Annotated in this window: 13 protein-coding genes; 10 read left to right on the top strand and 3 right to left on the bottom strand. The window is 70.4% G+C overall.

Annotated features, from left to right (window positions below; translation table 11 throughout):
- Positions 1–42: 42 nt before the first annotated feature.
- Positions 43–1,656 (bottom strand): murein biosynthesis integral membrane protein MurJ, encoded by a 1,614-nt coding sequence (gene murJ / locus RS82_RS17870; RefSeq protein WP_045301940.1) that lies wholly within the window; start codon positions 1,654–1,656, stop codon positions 43–45.
- Positions 1,653–3,893 (bottom strand): DUF6049 family protein, encoded by a 2,241-nt coding sequence (locus RS82_RS17865; RefSeq protein ID WP_157005670.1) that lies wholly within the window; start codon positions 3,891–3,893, stop codon positions 1,653–1,655. The genes murJ and RS82_RS17865 overlap by 4 nt, the downstream gene beginning before the upstream one ends.
- A 116-nt stretch (positions 3,894–4,009) precedes the next feature.
- Between RS82_RS17865 and RS82_RS17860 the strand changes: the two genes are divergently transcribed.
- Positions 4,010–5,530 (top strand): DUF7059 domain-containing protein, encoded by a 1,521-nt coding sequence (locus tag RS82_RS17860; protein WP_245619651.1) that lies wholly within the window; start codon positions 4,010–4,012, stop codon positions 5,528–5,530.
- 45 nt (positions 5,531–5,575) lie between these two features.
- Positions 5,576–7,003, top strand: a complete 1,428-nt coding sequence (locus RS82_RS17855; RefSeq protein ID WP_045301936.1) for a CCA tRNA nucleotidyltransferase — start codon at positions 5,576–5,578, stop codon at positions 7,001–7,003.
- A 523-nt stretch (positions 7,004–7,526) separates the two neighbouring features.
- Here the strand turns inward: RS82_RS17855 and RS82_RS17845 are convergent.
- Entirely contained in the window at positions 7,527–8,183 is a 657-nt protein-coding gene (locus RS82_RS17845; protein WP_045301933.1) for an FMN-dependent NADH-azoreductase, read from the bottom strand.
- An 82-nt stretch (positions 8,184–8,265) separates the two neighbouring features.
- Between RS82_RS17845 and RS82_RS17840 the strand changes: the two genes are divergently transcribed.
- From RS82_RS17840 to RS82_RS17805, 8 genes are all read left to right on the top strand, one after another.
- The gene (locus tag RS82_RS17840; protein ID WP_045301931.1) at positions 8,266–8,607 is read left to right on the top strand and encodes a winged helix-turn-helix transcriptional regulator; all 342 of its coding nucleotides are present in this window, start codon (positions 8,266–8,268) and stop codon (positions 8,605–8,607) included.
- A gap of 79 nt (positions 8,608–8,686) precedes the next feature.
- Entirely contained in the window at positions 8,687–10,027 is a 1,341-nt protein-coding gene (locus RS82_RS17835; RefSeq protein ID WP_045301929.1) for a GAF domain-containing protein, read from the top strand.
- A gap of 90 nt (positions 10,028–10,117) precedes the next feature.
- Positions 10,118–11,668 (top strand): acetaldehyde dehydrogenase ExaC, encoded by a 1,551-nt coding sequence (gene exaC, locus RS82_RS17830; protein WP_045301927.1) that lies wholly within the window; start codon positions 10,118–10,120, stop codon positions 11,666–11,668.
- Positions 11,669–11,864: 196 nt separating this feature from the next.
- Positions 11,865–12,284 (top strand): DUF779 domain-containing protein, encoded by a 420-nt coding sequence (locus RS82_RS17825; protein WP_045301925.1) that lies wholly within the window; start codon positions 11,865–11,867, stop codon positions 12,282–12,284.
- 155 nt (positions 12,285–12,439) lie between these two features.
- Entirely contained in the window at positions 12,440–14,074 is a 1,635-nt protein-coding gene (locus tag RS82_RS17820) for an ABC transporter substrate-binding protein (protein ID WP_045301923.1), read from the top strand.
- A 130-nt stretch (positions 14,075–14,204) separates the two neighbouring features.
- Positions 14,205–15,251 carry an ABC transporter permease gene (locus RS82_RS17815; RefSeq protein WP_245619655.1) on the top strand — a complete coding sequence of 349 codons (1,047 nt, stop codon included), beginning with the start codon at positions 14,205–14,207 and terminating at the stop codon, positions 15,249–15,251.
- 1 nt (position 15,252) lies between these two features.
- Positions 15,253–16,245 carry an ABC transporter permease gene (locus RS82_RS17810; protein ID WP_045301921.1) on the top strand — a complete coding sequence of 331 codons (993 nt, stop codon included), beginning with the start codon at positions 15,253–15,255 and terminating at the stop codon, positions 16,243–16,245.
- Positions 16,245–17,915: a dipeptide ABC transporter ATP-binding protein gene (locus RS82_RS17805; protein ID WP_211255961.1), complete on the top strand. Its 1,671-nt coding sequence runs from the start codon at positions 16,245–16,247 to the stop codon at positions 17,913–17,915. Before RS82_RS17810 ends, RS82_RS17805 begins: the two co-directional genes overlap by 1 nt.
- The last annotated feature ends 73 nt before the right edge of the window (positions 17,916–17,988 follow it).

Below are 17,988 nucleotides of genomic sequence, written 5' to 3'. Positions count from 1 at the left end.
GTCACCCGTTCCCCGCGCCCTCCGTGACGCACGGGGTCGTGGTCAGCGCCGGCCGGGCAGGAAGCGCCGCACGAGGCCGGTGGCGACCGACAGCTCGGGCGCGCGCAGCAGTGCGAGGAAGCCGACATAGACGACGAGCACGACGATGCCGATGACGGCGGCGCCCAGAGCGCCGAGGAGCTTGTCGGAGACCATCCATCCGGCCGTCCCGCCCAGAAGCTGGAAGACCAGCCAGCCTGCGGCGCCCGCAGGGATGGCGGCCAGGGCGAAGCGGCCAAGCGCGAGCAGCCACGAACCGACGCGGAGCCCGCCCAGCCGGCGCTGCAGCAGCCACGTCGCGACGATGACCTGGACGACGCTGGCGAAGGACTGGCCGAGCGCGACCGCGGCGACCAGCTGTGCGGAGGGGAGGACTCCTTCGTGGAACGCCCAGAGCGCGCTCCATGCGGTCAGGACGACGATGGCGCACTGGAGGATCGTGAAGAAGAACGGAGTGCGAGTGTCGTCGTAGGCGTAGAAGCTCCGCTGCACCACGAACAGCACCGCGAGCGGGATCAGGCTCACGAGATAGCAGAGGAGCACTCCCGCGGCGCCGACGGCTTCGTCGGGGCTGTCGGTGAAGATACGGGATGCGGGGATGGCGGCCGCGGCCAAAGCAGCGGTTGCCGCCACCACGAACACGCCGAGCGTGCGGATGCTGCGCCCGATGTCGCCGCGAACCTCGTCGTCGCGTCCTGCTGCAGCGTGCTCACTGAGCCGGGTGAAGTACGGGGTGCCGATCGAGAGCACGATGATCGAGTACGGGAGCATGAAGAGCAGCCAGGCGTTCTGGGCGACGAACACGCCTGGGTCGCTCTTGGGGATCTCCGACATCACCTGCGACTGGACGAGGCCGGCGAGCTGGCCTGCGACGACCATCAGGAAGGTCCAGCCGGCGAGCTTGCCGATCTGCCCGAGCCCGACGCCGCGCCACGCGAAGTCCGGTCGGATGTGCAGACCGGTCTGCCGCCAGAAGAGGAAGAGGATCCCGGTCTGCACCACGATGCCGAGCGTCGCGGTGCCCGCGAGCACTGCGATCATCTCGGGAGTCCATGCCGTTGCCGAACCCGTGGGCCCGAACAGCCAGATGAAGACCAGGAAGCCCGCTATCGACACGATGTTGTTGACGATGGGAGCCCACGTGTACGGCCCGTAGACCCGACGCGCATTGAGGGACTCGCCCACCAGCGCGAACAGTCCGTAGAAGAGGATCTGTGGCAGACACCAGTACGCGAATGCGGTCGCCAGCGCCTGCTGCTGCGGCGGGTAACCCGGCGCGTACAGTGCGACAAGCCATGGTGCCGCCACGGTGGCGATGATCGTGGTCCCGAGCAGCACGACGGTGCCGAGGGTGAAGAGCTTCGACACGAAGGCGCGCCCGCCGTCATCATGGGCGGCCGCCTTCACGATCTGCGGCACGACGACCGCGCTCAGGAGGCCCGTCGAGATGATCGCGTAGATGTTGTTCGGGAGTTGGTTCGCGATCGCGAATGCGTTCCCCCCCGCAGTGGTCGCGCCGATGGCCGACACCAGCACGACGGAGCGGAGGAAGCCCGTGAGGCGCGACACGATCGTGCCGGCGCCGATGAGAGCGCTCGCGCGCCCGATCCCGCTCACGGCTCGTCTCCGTCGGGCGTGGACGACACCCGTTCCTCGCCCGCATCCGTCGCTTCAGCGGCGCCTGGAGGGGGCGTGGTGGCCATCCCCTTCCGTCGGCGGCGGATGCGGAGCACGGTGCGCGCGATGCCGAACAGGAGGAGGATGCCGATGACGACGGCGAGGGCGGCGATGCCGACGGCCTCCCAGTCGGCGTAGACGTTGATCTCGACGGACTCGGGCTCGCCGATGGCGACGAAGGCGGGGCTGCGCAGCTGCAGGGTCAGCGTGACGTCGCCGCGGCCCACGCGGGCCTGCACCGGCACCTCGACGCGGGTGTTGCTCTGCGGCGTCGCGACGATCGGCGTCTCGCCCTGCACGTCGAGTCGCAGGTTGTCACGGCTCGTGTAGAGCACGAGGTTGACGGGGTACGGCAGGTCGTTGCGCACCCAGAATCGCAGAGCGGCGCTCGAGCCGTAGAGGTCGCTGGGGCTCGTGGGCAGGAGTGCCACCGAGTCGAGGGTGCCGGCGGTCGCGGCGCGGTGGTCGGAGAGCACCGTCGGCCAGGTGGCGTCGCCGATCCACGCGACGCCGAGCAGCTGCAGGATGTCGGCCCGCTCGGGTCCGGTCAGCAGCGGCGGCTGGTCGAGGATCGTCGCGAACCGTGCGAGCTCGCTTTCGTCGGCGACGAGAGCGGATGCGGCGTCCGCGCGCTCGGGCGAAGACTCGACACCCGTCAGCTCGAGGTCGAACGCCTCACCCGCCGCGACCGTCGCGATGGTGCGGGGCGTCACATCCGGCGCGGAGAATGCGGCGGAGATCGCGGCGCCGAGCTCGACGCGCGAGCGCCCTTCGCCGCGGCCGACGGTCACGAGGAGGGGCCCGTTCGTCTCGGCCGCCGCGAAGGCGAGGTAGGCGGTGGCCGTGGTGAGCGGGGCGCCGCGGAGCCACGGCTCCTCCTGCTGGGATGCGTCGTCGAGTGCGGCGGAGATGTCGCTGTCGTAGACGAGCACCTCGCCGGAGCCGACCCGGCCGTGTGCCGAGACGGTGCGGCCGTCGGAGCCGGCATCCGTCGTCGCCGAGGGGATGAGCGTGACAGGCGCGGTGCCGTCGTCGGTCGCGATGTCTGCGAGGCGGGAGATGATCTGCTCGTCCGCTGTGCCGTCGGCTGGCCAGTACGCGCCCTGGCGGGTGGCGGGGCCGACGACCAGCAGCTCGTCGGTGCTCGGCAGGGCGCTGTCGGGCTGTGGCGTGGGGGCGGTGGTCGGCGCGTCCGACGGCGCCGCGGTCGGCGTCGGGGTGGGAGCCGAGGTAGCGGGGGTCGGAGTGGGAGTCGGGGTCGCGAAGTTCGAGGACGACATGTACGCGGTGAACGACGTGGGCTGCAGCGGCCGCGGAAGACCCGCCTGCAGCTGCGCGGTGACGTCGGCGTCGCCGAACTGCAGCGCGAAGCGCGAGTTCTGGATCGTCTCGAGGCGTGAGAGCCACTCGAGCGCGGACTCCGGAGCCGATGTGCCGAGCACCCGGATCGACGCGGGAACGGCAGGGTCCACCGCGAGGATGGCGGCGGTTCCGGTGACGCCGTCCAGCTGGTTCGTGAGATCGCCGTCGGGTGCGGTCAGCTCGGCGAGCTGTTCCGCGGTGAGGAGGCCGTCGCTGAGCGGACCGGCGGTGATCGGCACGACCACGCCGATGCCGACGTCCGTGGCCCCGGTGGGCGGGACGATCATCGCGCTCGTCGAAGTGACGGTGCCCACCGCGTCGGGGTACGACGCGGCGAGCGGGTAGACGCCGGGGGCGAGCCCGGCGAGGGCGGGGTCGTCGGCGGCGACTGTGATGCCGCGGACTTGGAACCCGCCGGGTTCGACGGCCGCGATCGTGTCGGTGCCGATCGGCTCCAGCGCGAGCTCGGCCGAGCTCCCGTCGAGCCAGTCGCCCAGGTCGTCGCGGTCGGCGAGCGGTGTGCGGCCGAGCGACAGCGTGACGGTCGCGGGCGCGAGTTCCGCCTCCGTCCCGTTCTGGATCGAGACCGACACGCTCAGCGCATCGCCCGGATTCACGATGCCGTTGGCGACCGGCGACAGGGTGAACACGGTGGTGCCCGTGGGGACGGCGGAGGTCGCACTCGGCGATGGGCTCGGGGTCGGATCCGCCGCGAGCGCCGGAGCCGGCAGCACAAGCCCGGCGAGCATCACCCCGGCCGCCATGGCGGCGGTCACGAGGCGCGGGGCACGCCGCGGGGCTCGCGGTGAAGTCACGATCATCCTGTCGGGGGGTTCGCTCCTGTGCGATGTCCTGACCGCACGATCGAGGAGATTCTACGGTCCGCGCCTCCGAGCCCGCCGGAGGGCGGGCGGCGCGGTTGAATGGAGCCGTGCTCCCCGAACCGGATACAGACCTGTGCCGTGACCTCGCCGCCGACCTGGGCCGCGCCGGGTTCACCGCCGAAGCCCTGCGCGACGCGTGGGGTGCGGCGGCCGACGACGCGATCGCGCGCGGCCTGCGGTCGCCGGCGGCGCGGGCCCTCGGCGACCGCGGCGATGCCCTCGCCGTGCTGGGCAGACTTCTCGTGCTCGGGATGCCGCAGGCCGAGGCATCCGTCGATCACGCGCTCGTGCGTGCCGGTGCGGGAGGACTCGTGCGGCTGGGTCTCGCCGAGATCGACGGCGGCGAGGTGCGCCCTCTCGCGGTGGTGCGGCCGCAGTCGTACGCCGACGCTTCGGGATCCGGACAATGGTGGATCGCGAGCGACCTCGACGAGGCGGCGCTCGGCGGGCCGCTGCCTGAGGATCACGTGCTCGGCGTGGGCGGCGCGTCGCTGACGCTCGCCGGGCTGCAGCTGCCGACGCCCGCCGAACGGGCGCTCGACATCGGTGCCGGCTGCGGGATCCAGGCGCTCCGCGCCCGCGCGCACGTCGGCCACGTCGTGGCGACGGACATCTCGCCGCGCGCCCTCTCGTTCACGCGGCTGAACGCCCTGCTCAACGGCATCGACGGCGTCGAGGTGCGCCTCGGCAGCCTCTTCGAGCCCGTCGTCGGCGAGCAGTACGACCGCGTCGTGTCGAACCCGCCGTTCGTGATCACGCCCCGGGTCGCCGACGTTCCCGCCTACGAGTACCGAGACGGCGGCATGGTCGGCGATGACGTCGTGGCAGCGTTCGTCCGGGGTGTCGGCGCGCACCTCGCGCCCGGTGGCGTCGCGCAGCTCCTCGGCAACTGGGAGACACGGGACGGCGTGCCCGGCCTCGACCGCGTACGCGGATGGGTCGAGTCGTCGCCGGTGCCCCTGGACGCCTGGGTCGTCGAGCGCGAGAGCCTCGACCCGCTGTCCTACGCCGAGCTGTGGGTGCGCGACGGCGGCACGCTGCCCGGCACGCCCGGCTTCGCGAGACTCGTGGACGCGTGGCTCGACGACTTCGCGGCCCGCGCGGTGACGGAGGTGGGGTTCGGGTACCTGCTGCTGCGGCGTCCGGCCGACGGGTCCCCCACGATCGCTCGCTACGAGACCCTCCACACGGCGCTCGCCGGCGAAGGGCTCGGGGCGCACCTCGCGGCCGCGCTCGAGGCCCACGACCGCGTGAGCGCGCTCGACGACGCGGGGCTCGCGGCATCCGTCCTCCTGGTCGCCCCCGATGTCACCGAGGCGCGCCATCATCTTCCCGGAGCCGAGGATCCGACCGTCATCGAGCTGCGTCAGGGCGGCGGATTCGGTCGCGCCCTCGGCGTGGATCCGGGGCTCGCGGCGCTCGTCGGCGCGTGCGACGGCGACCTTCCCGTGGGGGTTCTCATCGACGCGATCGCCGATCTGCTCGAGGTCGACGCCGGCGCGCTCCGGGCGGACCTGCTGCCGCGGGTGCGCGAGTTCCTGTTCAGCGGCTTCCTGCGGTTCGCATGAGCGCCGCCCCGGAGGCTCCGCCCGCGCGCAGATAGGCTGGAACCCATGCTCAACATGGCCGAGGGCATCGCGCGCCTCGGCGCGCTCGCCGAGTCCCCCGTCGTCGCCGCACTCGCCCGCGCCTTCGCCGATGCCGGCTTCGACCTCGCGATCGTGGGCGGTCCCGTACGCGACGCGCTGCTGGGCCGCCCGACGAACGACCTCGACTTCACGACGAACGCGCGCCCCGACGACATCCTGAAGATCGTCAAGCCGATCTCCACTGCACAGTGGGATATCGGCCGCGCCTTCGGCACGATCGGCGCCCGCGTCCACGGCGAGCAGGTCGAGATCACGACCTATCGCGCCGACAGCTACGACGGCGTCACCCGCAAGCCCACCGTCGAGTTCGGCGACACCATCGAGGGCGATCTGGTGCGCCGCGACTTCACGGTGAACGCCATGGCGCTGCGGGTTCCCGGGCAGACCCTGGTCGATCCCACCGGCGGTGTCGAGGACCTCGTCCGCGCCGTGCTCCGCACCCCCACCGACCCCGCTGTGAGCTTCGGCGACGATCCTCTCCGGATGCTGCGCGCCGCCCGGTTCGCGTCGCAGCTCGGCTTCGCGGTCGACCCCGCCACCGAGGCCGCGATGGAAGAGCTCCGTGCGACGCTCGAGATCGTGAGCCCCGAGCGCATCCAGGGCGAGCTCGTCAAGCTGCTCGCGACCGATGACCCCGTGCGAGGCATCCGCCTGCTCGTCGAGACGGGACTCATGGCCGAGTTCCTGCCGGAGATCCCCGCGCTGCAGCTCGAGGTCGATGAGCACCACCACCACAAGGACGTCTACGAGCACTCGCTCACGGTGCTGCGGCAGGCGATACAACTCGAGAAGAGCCGGAATCCGGATGCTGCCCCCGACGTGGCGCTCCGCCTCGCGTCGCTCCTGCACGACATCGGAAAGCCCGCGACGCGCCGACTCGAGCCGGGCGGCGGCGTCACGTTCTACCACCACGACCTCAAGGGCGCGCGGCTCGCCCGCAGGCGCCTGCAGGAGCTGCGCTTCGACTCGGCGACCATCGCCACCGTGAGCCGGCTCATCGAGCTGCACCTGCGCTTCTTCGGGTACTCCGAGGGTGCCTGGACCGACTCGGCGGTGCGTCGGTACGTCCGCGACGCCGACACCGAGCTCGATCGTCTGCACATCCTCACGCGCGCCGACGTCACGACCCGCAACGTCAAGAAGGCCACGCGCCTCGCGCGCGCCTACGACGACATCGAGCGCCGCATCGCCGAGCTCGCCGCCCAGGAGCAGCTCGACGCGATGCGCCCAGAGCTCGACGGCAACCGCATCCAGGAGGTGCTGGGCCTGAAGCCCGGCCGCGAGGTGGGCGAGGCCTACAGGTTCCTCCTCGACGTGCGGCTCGACGAAGGCGTGGTCGGCGAGCAGGAGGCGGAGCGGCGCCTGCGGGAGTGGTGGGCCGCGCGCGCCTGACCCCCGTCAGACAGGACGGCCCCCGCCCGAGACGCTCCGCCGATCACGGTGCGAGCGAGCAGATGCGAGGAGACCCGCTCGGCGAACGCGGGGCAGCCGGCGGCGGTGAGCGCCTCCGTGAGGCGGTCCTCGCGCGCTCCGGCGGCGCGTCGGATCTGCTCGGACGCGACGTCCCTCACGTCCGCGCCCGCGGTGTCGTCGATGAGGCAGAGGAACTCGTCGGGGCCTCGGCGAAGGCGCGGGCATCGCCGCCGGGGGTACAAGGGCAAGGACCTCGGGGTCGCCCACGCCGGTCGCGGGATCACCGACGCCGACTTCGACCGCGTCATCGGCCACGCGGCCGCTGCGCTCGCCGAAGCCGGCGTCGACGCCGACGCGATCGATCAGGTCGCCGGCGCGCTCATGCCGCTGCGCGCGGTGGTCACCACCGCGGCGGCCCAGCGTCGCAGCACGCCTCCTGGGCGCTTCACCGATCGACCGGGCGGCGGGTGTCGCACGAGAGCGGCGGGGGTGATCCGCGGTCTCAGGCGACCTGGGTCCCCCGCAGCTCGGCCAGCTCGCGACCGGAGCGCACGGCGTCCGTCTCCGCCGAGCGCTTGAGCTCGGCGGCCGGCTCAGCGAAGGCGTCCAGCGCGGGGTTCACGCCCACGAGTGTGAACGGCCGCTGCACGATGCGCAGGTCGAGGCCCCAGACGTCCTCGAGCACGCGGCGCAGCCATGCGGTGGAGTGATCCCAACCCTCCTTCGGCGTGCCCTCGGCGTAGTTGCCGCCGAGCACGGTCACCAGCGTCGCGGGCTTTCCGCGCAGGTCGGTCCCCTGCGGGTCGATGCCGGGGACGGTGTAAACGAGGTCGAACCAGGTCTTGAAGTGCTGCGAGACGCCGTAGTTGTACAGCGGCACGGTGAACAGCAGCGCCTCGGCGCCGCGGAGCTCGTCGGCGAACGTGCCGGCCAGGGCGATCGCCGCGCGCTGGTCGTCGGTGCGCTCGGCCTCGGGCGTGAAGCCGCCCTGCACGGCGTCGCGCCATGCCGTGGCCGGCACCGGGTCGGCCGACAGATCGCGGCGCAGCACCGATGACGTCGGGTGTGCGGCCGTCCACTCGGCCTCGACGAGATCGCCGAGCTCGCGACTGGCGGAGGTGGCGGGAAGGATGCTGGCGTCCAGACGGAAGAGGGTCAACGGAGGCTCCTGTTCTCATTTCGCATAGTCACTATGAAAACCAGAGTGACTATGCAGACAGTAGCACGGGTACCATGAGGGGATGACCGAGCAGGAACATGGCGGACCCGCGTGCGACGCGGCGATATCGCTCGCGTTCTCAGTGCTCGGCAAACGGTGGAACGGCATGATCCTGGACGCCTTGAGCAGCGGACCGCTGTCGTTCGTGTCGCTGAAACGCACGGTCACCGGCATCAGCGACGCGGTACTCTCCGACCGCCTCTCGGAGCTCGCCGAGACCGGCCTGGTGACGCGCGACGTCGACGCCGGGCCGCCTGTCGCCGTCAGCTACGCGCTCACCCCGCAGGGTGAGAGGCTCATCCCGGTGCTGCAGCAGCTCGGCGCCTGGGCCAGCGAGAACCTCACCGTCTCCGAGCGAGCCTGAGCCGCAGCATCCGTCGTTCCTGCTGCCCCTCCGCGCCTACACTGGGACCCACGCTCCACCGACGTCGATCGGAGCCGCCGTGTCATCACCCTGGTCGCAGCGCCGTGAGGTGTCGCCCGAGACCTCACGCCTGCTGATCGAGCGCGCCCACGAGGAGCTCGTGGCGGGCAACGCCGCCGATGCGCGACTGCGCGACGTCCGGCTGCTCGTGCGCGACTCGTGGCGCCGCTCGCTCGACAGCCTCGTCGGGGCCGAAGCGCTGCCGCCCCTCGACCTGACGGCCGAGGAGCTCGAGGGGTACCGCCGCGCCCACCCGCTCGCCGCGGTCATCGACATGGTGCGCGGTCTGCTGCTGCCGGGCGAGGCGTCCGAATCCGGTGTCGTCGTGGCGGTGGGCGATGCCGCCGGGCGCCTGCTGTGGGTGGAGGGCGATCGCAACGTGCGGCGTCTCACCGGAGACGTGGGGTTCGTCGAGGGCGCGAACTGGTCCGAGGACGCCGTCGGAACCGCCGCCCCCGGCACCGCGATCACGCTCGACCGGTCGGTGCAGATCACCGGCGCCGAGCACTTCAACCGGCTCGTGCAGCCGTGGTCGTGCAGCGCCGCGCCCGTGCACGACCCCGAGACGCGGCGCATCCTCGGCGTGATCGACGTGACCGGCGGCCACGAGGCCGTCACTCCTCAAGCGCAGCTGCTGGTGGATGCCACGGCCCGGGCGATCGAGGGAGAGCTCCTCGTCGCGCGCCTCCGCGCCCGGGCCGAGCCGCCGCGACCCGCACGCCGCGCGCCCGCCCGGCGGGCCGAGCCCACGCGCGCCACGCTGCGGGTGCTCGGCCGCGACCGTGCGCAGCTCGAGGTCACGGGTGAGGGCTTCGAGACGGTGTCCGAGCTCGGCCCGCGCCATGCCGAGCTGCTGCTCATGCTCGCGGTCCACCGGCAGGGCCTGTCGGCCGAACGCCTCGGCGACCTCGTGTACGGCGAGTCGGCCGGGGACGCAGCATCCGTGACCCTCCGCGCCGAGATGGTGCGCCTCCGCAAGGCGCTGACGACCGCCGCCCCTGCGCTCGTGCCGGAGTCTCGGCCGTACCGGCTCGGGGTCGAGGTCGAGACCGATGCCCATCAGGTGCTGTCGCTCCTCGACCGCGGCGCGCATCGCGTCGCGCTCGCCGCCTACCGCGGTGATGTGCTCCCCGACTCGGTCGCGCCCGGGGTCGAGGAGTTCCGTGACACCGTGCGGGTCGCACTGCGCGAAGCGCTCATGGCCGAGGCATCCGTCGACGTCCTCCTCGCCTTCGCGGAGACAGATGCCGCCGCCGACGACATCGAGCTGCTCAGGCTGTGCCTGTCGATGCTGCCCGCGCGCTCGCCTCGCCGCGCGGGCCTCGTCACCCGCATCGAGAGGCTCGAAGCCGACCGCTGAAGACCGGCGCAACGTTGTGCAACGTCGCCCGGCCTACCTTCGATGCATCGCGACGACGTCCGTCGCGGAACGCGTCGAAGGAGACCAGCAATGACCATCGTCGAAGAGGGCGTCTCGAGCGTCTACGCCGCACCCGGGCAGCGAGGATCGATCGCCGACTACCGCCCCCGCTACGGGCACTACATCGGCGGCGAGTTCGTCGAGCCGATCAGGGGCCAGTACTTCGAGAACATCACGCCCGTCACCGGGAAGCCCTTCACCGAGGTCGGCCGCGGCACCGTCGAAGACGTCGACCGCGCGGTGGATGTCGCGTGGAAGGCTTTCGAGTCCTGGAAGCGAACGACCCCGGCCGAGCGGGCCGTCATCCTCAACAGGATCGCCGACCGCATCGAGCAGAACCTCGAGCGGATCGCCGTCGCCGAGACCTGGGAGAACGGCAAGCCGGTCCGCGAGACGCTGGCCGCCGACATCCCGCTCGCCGTCGATCACTTCCGCTACTTCGCGGGCGTGCTGCGCGGCCAGGAGGGCTCGCTCAGCCAGCTCGACGAGGACACCGTGGCCTACCACTTCCACGAGCCGCTCGGCGTGGTGGGGCAGATCATCCCGTGGAACTTCCCGATCCTCATGGCCACGTGGAAGCTCGCGCCCGCGCTCGCCGCCGGCAACTGCGTCGTGCTCAAGCCTGCCGAGCAGACGCCGGCGTCGATCCTGTTCCTGTTCGAGATCATCGGCGACCTGCTGCCCGCCGGCGTCGTCAACATCGTCAACGGTTTCGGCATCGAGGCCGGCGCTCCGCTCGCGCAGCACAAGCGCATCCGCAAGGTCGCGTTCACGGGCGAGACCACGACCGGCCGCCTCATCATGCAGTACGCGTCGCAGAACCTCATCCCGGTGACCCTCGAGCTCGGGGGCAAGAGTGCGAACGTCTTCTTCGAGGACGTCGCCCGCACCACCGATGACTCCTACTACGACAAAGCGCTCGAGGGCTTCACGCTCTTCGCCCTCAACCAGGGCGAGGTCTGCACGTGCCCGTCGCGCGCGCTCATCCAGCGCTCGATCTACGACGGGTTCCTCGGCGACGCCCTCGGCCGCGTCGGCAAGATCGTGCAGGGCAACCCGCTGGATCCGGCGACGATGATCGGCGCGCAGGCCTCGAACGATCAGCTCGAGAAGATCCTGTCGTACATCGAGATCGGCACGGCGGGCGGTGCGAAGCTCCTCGCCGGCGGGGAGCGCGTCGACCTCGGCGGCGACCTTTCGGGCGGCTACTACGTCGCGCCGACGGTCTTCGAGGGCACGAACGACATGCGGATCTTCCAGGAGGAGATCTTCGGGCCGGTCGTCTCGGTCACCTCGTTCGACGACTTCGACGACGCCATCTCGATCGCCAACGACACGCTCTACGGCCTCGGCGCCGGCGTCTGGAGCCGCTCCGGCGACACCGCGTACCGCGCCGGCCGGGCCATCGAGGCAGGCCGCGTCTGGACGAACACGTACCACCAGTACCCCGCCCACGCGGCGTTCGGCGGGTACAAGCAGTCCGGCATCGGCCGCGAGAACCACCTCAAGATGCTCGACCACTACCAGCAGACGAAGAACCTGCTGGTGTCGTACGCCGACGGAGCCATGGGCTTCTTCTGAGCCGGCCCGCCCGGTCCCGCTCCCGGGGGGTCGCGTGACCGGCATCCCGACCCGGGTGGAGCGCGTCCCCAGACGCTCCGCCCGGGTCATCCCCGAACCAGGAGATGTGGCGAGATCAGGAAGATCCGGCAGCGATCATCCTGTCTCGGTCAGATCTCCTCATCTCGCAGAAGATGAAGGGACGAAAGGACACGCGATGGAGACGATCCGCACGTACTCACGCGTGGCGGTGACGGATGCCGCGGCATCCCTCCTGCGACAGCTCACCGCGCAGCACGGCAAGCTGATGTTCCACCAGTCCGGCGGCTGCTGCGACGGAAGCGCCCCGATGTGCTTCCCCGTGGGCATGTTCCTCACCGGAACGTCGGACGTGCAGCTCGGCGACCTCGACGTCGGGCTCGATGACCCGATCGACGTCTTCATCTCCCAGGCGCAGTTCGAGTACTGGAAGTACACGCACCTCACGATCGACGTGGTGCCTGGCCGGGGCGCGGGCTTCAGCGTGGAAGGTCCGACGGGCAACCGGTTCATCATCCGCAGCCGCATGCTCGACGACGCAGAGCTCGTGCATTTCGGCCTCGGACCAGAGGCGTCACGGGGCAGTTCGCCCAACTGAACGGCCATCGAGCGGGCATCCGGCTCGATCGCGGGCGGGTTTCGTTCTGGTTACGAATCGTTTACTGGATTGCCGTAACGCCCTCGCAGGGTGAAGATAGCCTCTGGCCGCGACCATCTGACGCGGCTGACACCACTACGCAGAGGTAGCACTTCATGTCACTGCACCACAGCAAGCGCGGCCGCATCGGTCTCGCCATCGGGGCCTTCGGCGCCTCAGCACTTCTCCTCGCCGGTTGCGCCGGCGGTGGCGGCGGGAACAACGACGACGGCGGCGCGTCGGGCGAGCCCATCATCGTCGGCACCACCGACAAGGTCACCACGCTCGACCCGGCCGGCTCCTACGACAACGGCTCGCTGGCTGTGCAGACCCAGGTGTTCCCGTACCTCCTCAACACCGACTACAACAGCACCGAGGTCGTCCCCGACCTCGCCGAGTCTGCCGAGTTCACGTCGCCGACCGAGTACACCGTGACGCTGCCCGAGGGCCTCAAGTGGGCCAACGGCAACGATCTGACCTCGGCCGACGTCAAGTTCTCGTTCGATCGCAACCTCAAGATCGCCGACCCGAACGGCGCGTCGAGCCTGCTCTACAACCTCGACAGCGTTGAGGCGCCGGATGACACGACGGTCGTGTTCCATCTCAAGACGGCGAACGACCAGGTCTTCCCGTACATCCTCACCAGCTTCCCCGGTGCCATCGTCGACGACGAGGTGTTCTCGGCCGACGCGGTCACCCCCGACCAGGACATCGTCGATGCCAACGCGTTCGGTGGCCCCTACGCGATCACCTCGTGGGACTTCAACAAGACCGTCGAGTTCACCCCGAACGAGAACTACAAGGGTCTCCTCGACGCGCCGGTCAACAGCGGTGTCATTCTCAGCTACTTCGCCGAGTCGTCGAACCTGAAGCTCGCCGTGCAGCAGGGCGACATCGACGTGGCCTACCGCGCGCTGTCTTCGACCGATGTCGAAGACCTCAGCAAGAACAAGGACGTCCAGATCGTCAACGGCCCCGGCGGCGAGATCCGGTACATCGTGTTCAACTTCAACACGCAGCCGTACGGTGCGACGACCCCCGAGGCCGACGCGGCCAAGGCCCTCGCCGTGCGCCAGGCCGTGGCTGACCTCGTCGACCGCGAGGCGTTGTCGACGCAGGTCTACAAGGGCACGTACACGCCGCTGTACTCGTTCGTCCCCGAGGGATTCACCGGCGCCATCGAGCCCCTCAAGGAGATGTACGGCGACGGCGCGGGCGGCCCCGACGCCGAGAAGGCGAAGGCCACGCTCGAGGCTGCGGGCGTCGAGACGCCCGTCGCACTCAGCCTGCAGTACAGCCCCGACCACTACGGCCCCTCGTCGGGTGACGAGTACGCCCTGGTGAAGTCGCAGCTCGAGGAGAGCGGCCTGTTCTCGGTCGACCTGAAGTCGACCGAGTGGGTGCAGTACTCGAAGGACCGCACGTCGGACGTCTACCCCGCCTACCAGCTGGGCTGGTACCCGGACTACTCCGACGCCGACAACTACCTCACCCCGTTCTTCCTGACGAAGAACTTCCTGGGCAACCACTTCAGCGACCAGCAGACCGAGGACCTCATCCTCCAGCAGGCCGTCGAGACCGACCAGGCGAAGCGCACGCAGGAGATCGAGGACATCCAGACGCGCGTGGCCGAGCTGCTCTCGACCGTGCCGCTCCTGCAGGGTGCCCAGGTGGCGGTCGCCGGAACCGGTGTCGAGGGCGTCACGCTCGACGCATCGTTCAAGTTCCGCTTCGCGCCGGTCACGAAGTAGCGCGGAGTCCATCGATGGGGCGGCCCGCTCACCCGGGTCGCCCCATCGGCATTCGCCCTTCGGCAGCACACACAGTTAGGCCCCCACGATGACGAGCGACGTCGCCGCATCCGTTGACCAGCCGCCCGCCATGCTGGCCCGGCGCAGACCCGCCTCCGGCGGGACCCTCGGCCGCTACCTCCTGGTGCGGTTCCTCCTGATCTTCCCGACCGTGCTCATCCTGGTGACGCTGGTCTTCTTCCTCATCCGCCTCACCGGCGACCCGATCACCGCCGCCCTCGGCGGGCGCCTGCCGGCCGACCAGCTGCAGGAGCGCATCCATGAGGCCGGCTACGACAGGCCTGTCCTCGTGCAGTACTTCGAGTACATCGGCCAGGTGTTCACGGGAAACTTCGGCACCACGATCACCGACAACCAGCCGGTCACGCAGGTGCTCCTGACGTACGGCGCGGCCACGTTCGAGCTCGTCTGCTATGCGCTCGTCATCGCGTTCCTCGTCGGCATCCCGCTCGGCATGGTCGCCGCCGCCAAGCGCGAGAAGGCGACCGATGCCGGGCTCCGCGTCGGCGCGATCCTGTTCTACGCGACCCCGGTGTTCTTCTCGGGCCTGCTCGCCAAGCTGGTGTTCTCGGTCTGGCTCGGCTGGTTCCCCGTTTCGGGTCGCGCGAGCGTGCGCACCGAAATCGCCCTCACCCGCGAAGGTGGCACGGGGTTCTATCTCATCGACGCGATCGCGTCGGGCAACCCCGCCTACGTGCAGGACGTGCTCCTGCACGCCTTCCTCCCGGCCATGGTGCTGGGCCTGCTGACCGCGAGCATCTTCCTGCGCCTCGTGCGCACGAACGTCATCGGCACCCACAACATGCCGTACATCGACGCCGCCCGCTCGCGCGGCGTGAGCGAGTACCGCCTCGTGCGCCGACACGCCTACAAGCCGGCGCTGATCCCGATCGTCACGGTCATCGGCCTGCAGATCGCACTGCTGCTGGGTGGCGCCATTCTCACCGAGACGACGTTCGAGTGGCAGGGCATCGGCTTCCAGCTGGGCGAGTACCTGAAGGCCCGCGATTTCGTCGCGATCCAGGGCATCGTCGCGATGATCGCGATCCTCGTCGCGGTCACGAACTTCGTCGTCGACGTGATCGCCGCGTTCCTCGACCCGAGGGTGAGGTACTGACATGGCCAAGCGCCGGGTTCTCGACCGGATTCCGGTCGTCCACCAGCTGCGTCAGAGCGTCGGCCTGCAGCGAGGCATGCTCGTGGCGGGCCTCGTGCTCACCGCGCTGTTCCTGGTCTTCGCGATCTTCGCACCGTGGATCGCCCCGTACAGCTACAACCAGCTCCGCGACGCCCAGGGGAACTTCGGTTCCACCCAGCCGCCGAGCGCTGAGCACTGGCTCGGCACGACGGTGGGCGGCTACGACGTGCTGTCGCGCACGATCTGGGGCGCCCAGACCGCGATCCTCGTCGTGATCGTCGCGCTCATTCTGTCGGTGGTCGTCGGCATCCTGCTCGGTCTGGTGTCGGGCTATCTCGGCGGTTGGGTCGACCGCACGCTCGTGGTGATCGCCGACGCGATCTATGCCTTCCCGACACTGCTGCTCGCGATCGTGGTCGCCATCGCGATCAGCGGCGGGCAGTCGGGCCTGTGGCCGGGCATCATGGCGGCGGCCGTGTCGATCACCGTCGTGTTCATCCCGCAGTACTTCCGCGTGGTCCGCGCTGAGGTCGTGCGCATCAAGGCCGAGGCGTTCGTCGAGTCGGCGAAGGTCATCGGCGCGCCGACGTCGCGCATCATGTTCGTGCACGTGCTGCGCAACGCGACCCGCACGCTGCCTCTCATCGTGACGCTGAACGCGTCGGAGGCGATCGCGACTCTCGCGGCACTCGGCTTCCTCGGGTTCGGCATCGAGCCGTCGGCCGCGGCCGAATGGGGCTACGACCTGCAGCGCTCGATCAGCGACGTCGCGGCCGGCATCTGGTGGACGGCGATCCCTCCGGGCGTCGCCATCGTGCTGACGATCCTCGGCATGACCCTCATCGGCGAGGGCCTCAACGACCTCGCCGACCCGCGTCTGCGCGCGCGCCGCCGGGCGACCAATCAGACGCCGGCGGACGCGGTCGCCGCGAGCCAGCCGGCATCGCGCGAGTTCATGGGAGAGGTGGAGTGATGGCCTTGGCAGCCCCCGCATCCGACGACCTCGCGGTCGACATCCGCGATCTGACCGTCACCTTCGCCAGCGACGGCGGCGATGTGCACGCCGTGCGCGGTGTGACCCTCGATGTCCGCCGCGGCGAGGTGCTCGCGATCGTCGGGGAGTCCGGCAGCGGCAAGACGGTCACCGCCCGCACGATCCTCGGGCTCCTGCCCGAGACGGCGGTCATGAACGGCGCCGTCGTGCTCGACGGCACCGAGATCGTCGGCCTCGACAAGAAGGAGCTCCGCGAGGTGCGCGGCTCGAAGGCCGCGATGATCTTCCAGGAGCCGTCGACCGCGCTCAACCCCGTGTACACGGTCGGCTGGCAGCTCGCGGAGGGCCTGCGGGCACATGGCAGCTACAGCAAGGCCGAGGCGAAGGCGAAGGCGATCGAGATGCTCGGCCGAGTCGGCATTCCCGACCCCGAGCGCCGCGTCGACGACTACCCGCACCAGTTCTCGGGCGGCCAGAAGCAGCGCATCGTCATCGCGATGGCGCTCGCGCTCGAGCCGACCGTCATCATCGCCGACGAGCCGACGACGGCGCTCGACGTGACGGTGCAGGCCGAGATCCTCGACCTGCTGCGGGAGCTCCGTGACCAGGACGGCACGGCGATCGCACTCATCACGCACAACATGGGCGTGGTGGCCGACCTCGCCGACCGCGTCGCTGTGATGTTCAACGGTGAGATCGTCGAGACCGCGACCGTACGCGACCTGTTCGCCGCGCCGCAGCACGAGTACACCAAGAAGCTCCTGGCCGCGGTGCCACGCCTCGAGATCGTCGACCGGCAGCTTCCTGCGAGCGCCGCGGACGCTGATCCCGTTGTCGAGGCGAAGGAGCTCGTCATCGAGTACGGCGGCCGGTTCGGCCGCCCAGCGTTTCGCGCCGTCGACCGCGTGAGCTTCTCGATCGCGCCCGGGGAGGTGCTCGGTCTCGTGGGCGAGAGCGGCTCGGGCAAGACGACGATCGGTCGTGCGATCGCCGGCCTGACGCCGGTCGCAGGCGGTTCGCTGCGGGTGCTCGGCACCGAGATGCTCGGTGTCAAGGAGCGGGAGTTCCGGCGCCGGCGCAGCGAGCTCGGGTTCGTGTTCCAGGACCCCGCGACGAGCTTCAACCCGCTCTTGACCATCGCCCGCAACGTCGCCGAGCCGCTCATCGTGCACGGCGCAGCGAAGGGCGCGGCCGCGGTGCAGGCGAAGGTCGACGAGCTGCTCGAGGCCGTGCAGCTGCCGAAGTCGTACGGCGAGCGGTTCCCGCACGAGTTGTCGGGAGGCCAGCGCCAGCGCGCCTCGCTCGCCCGAGCTCTCGCGCTCAACCCCAAGCTGCTGATCGCCGACGAGCCGACGAGCGCACTCGACGTCTCGGTGCAGGCGCGCGTGCTCGAGCTGTTCGGCGAGCTGCAGGAGCGGTTCGGGTTCGCGACGCTGTTCATCACCCACGACCTCGCCGTGGTCGACATGCTCGCGCACAAGGTCGTGGTGCTGCACCGCGGCACGATCGCCGAGGCCGGCCCGACGGCCGGCGTGCTCGGCGACCCGCAGGATCCCTACACCCGCCGCCTCATCGCGTCGCTGCCGGTGCCCGATCCCGACGAGCAGGCGGCGCGGCGCGCCGTCTGGCAGGCGACTCGCGACGAATGACCCGGGGGCCGGGCGGGTGTTCGCGCCCCGCCCGGCGGTCACATCATGTGCTCTCGCCGAGACCCCACGTTGT

Source organism: Microbacterium trichothecenolyticum (assembly GCF_000956465.1).
GTDB lineage: Bacteria > Actinomycetota > Actinomycetes > Actinomycetales > Microbacteriaceae > Microbacterium > Microbacterium trichothecenolyticum.
Note: the sequence above shows the minus strand (reverse complement) of the source record. Positions and strands in the feature narration are given on the sequence as shown.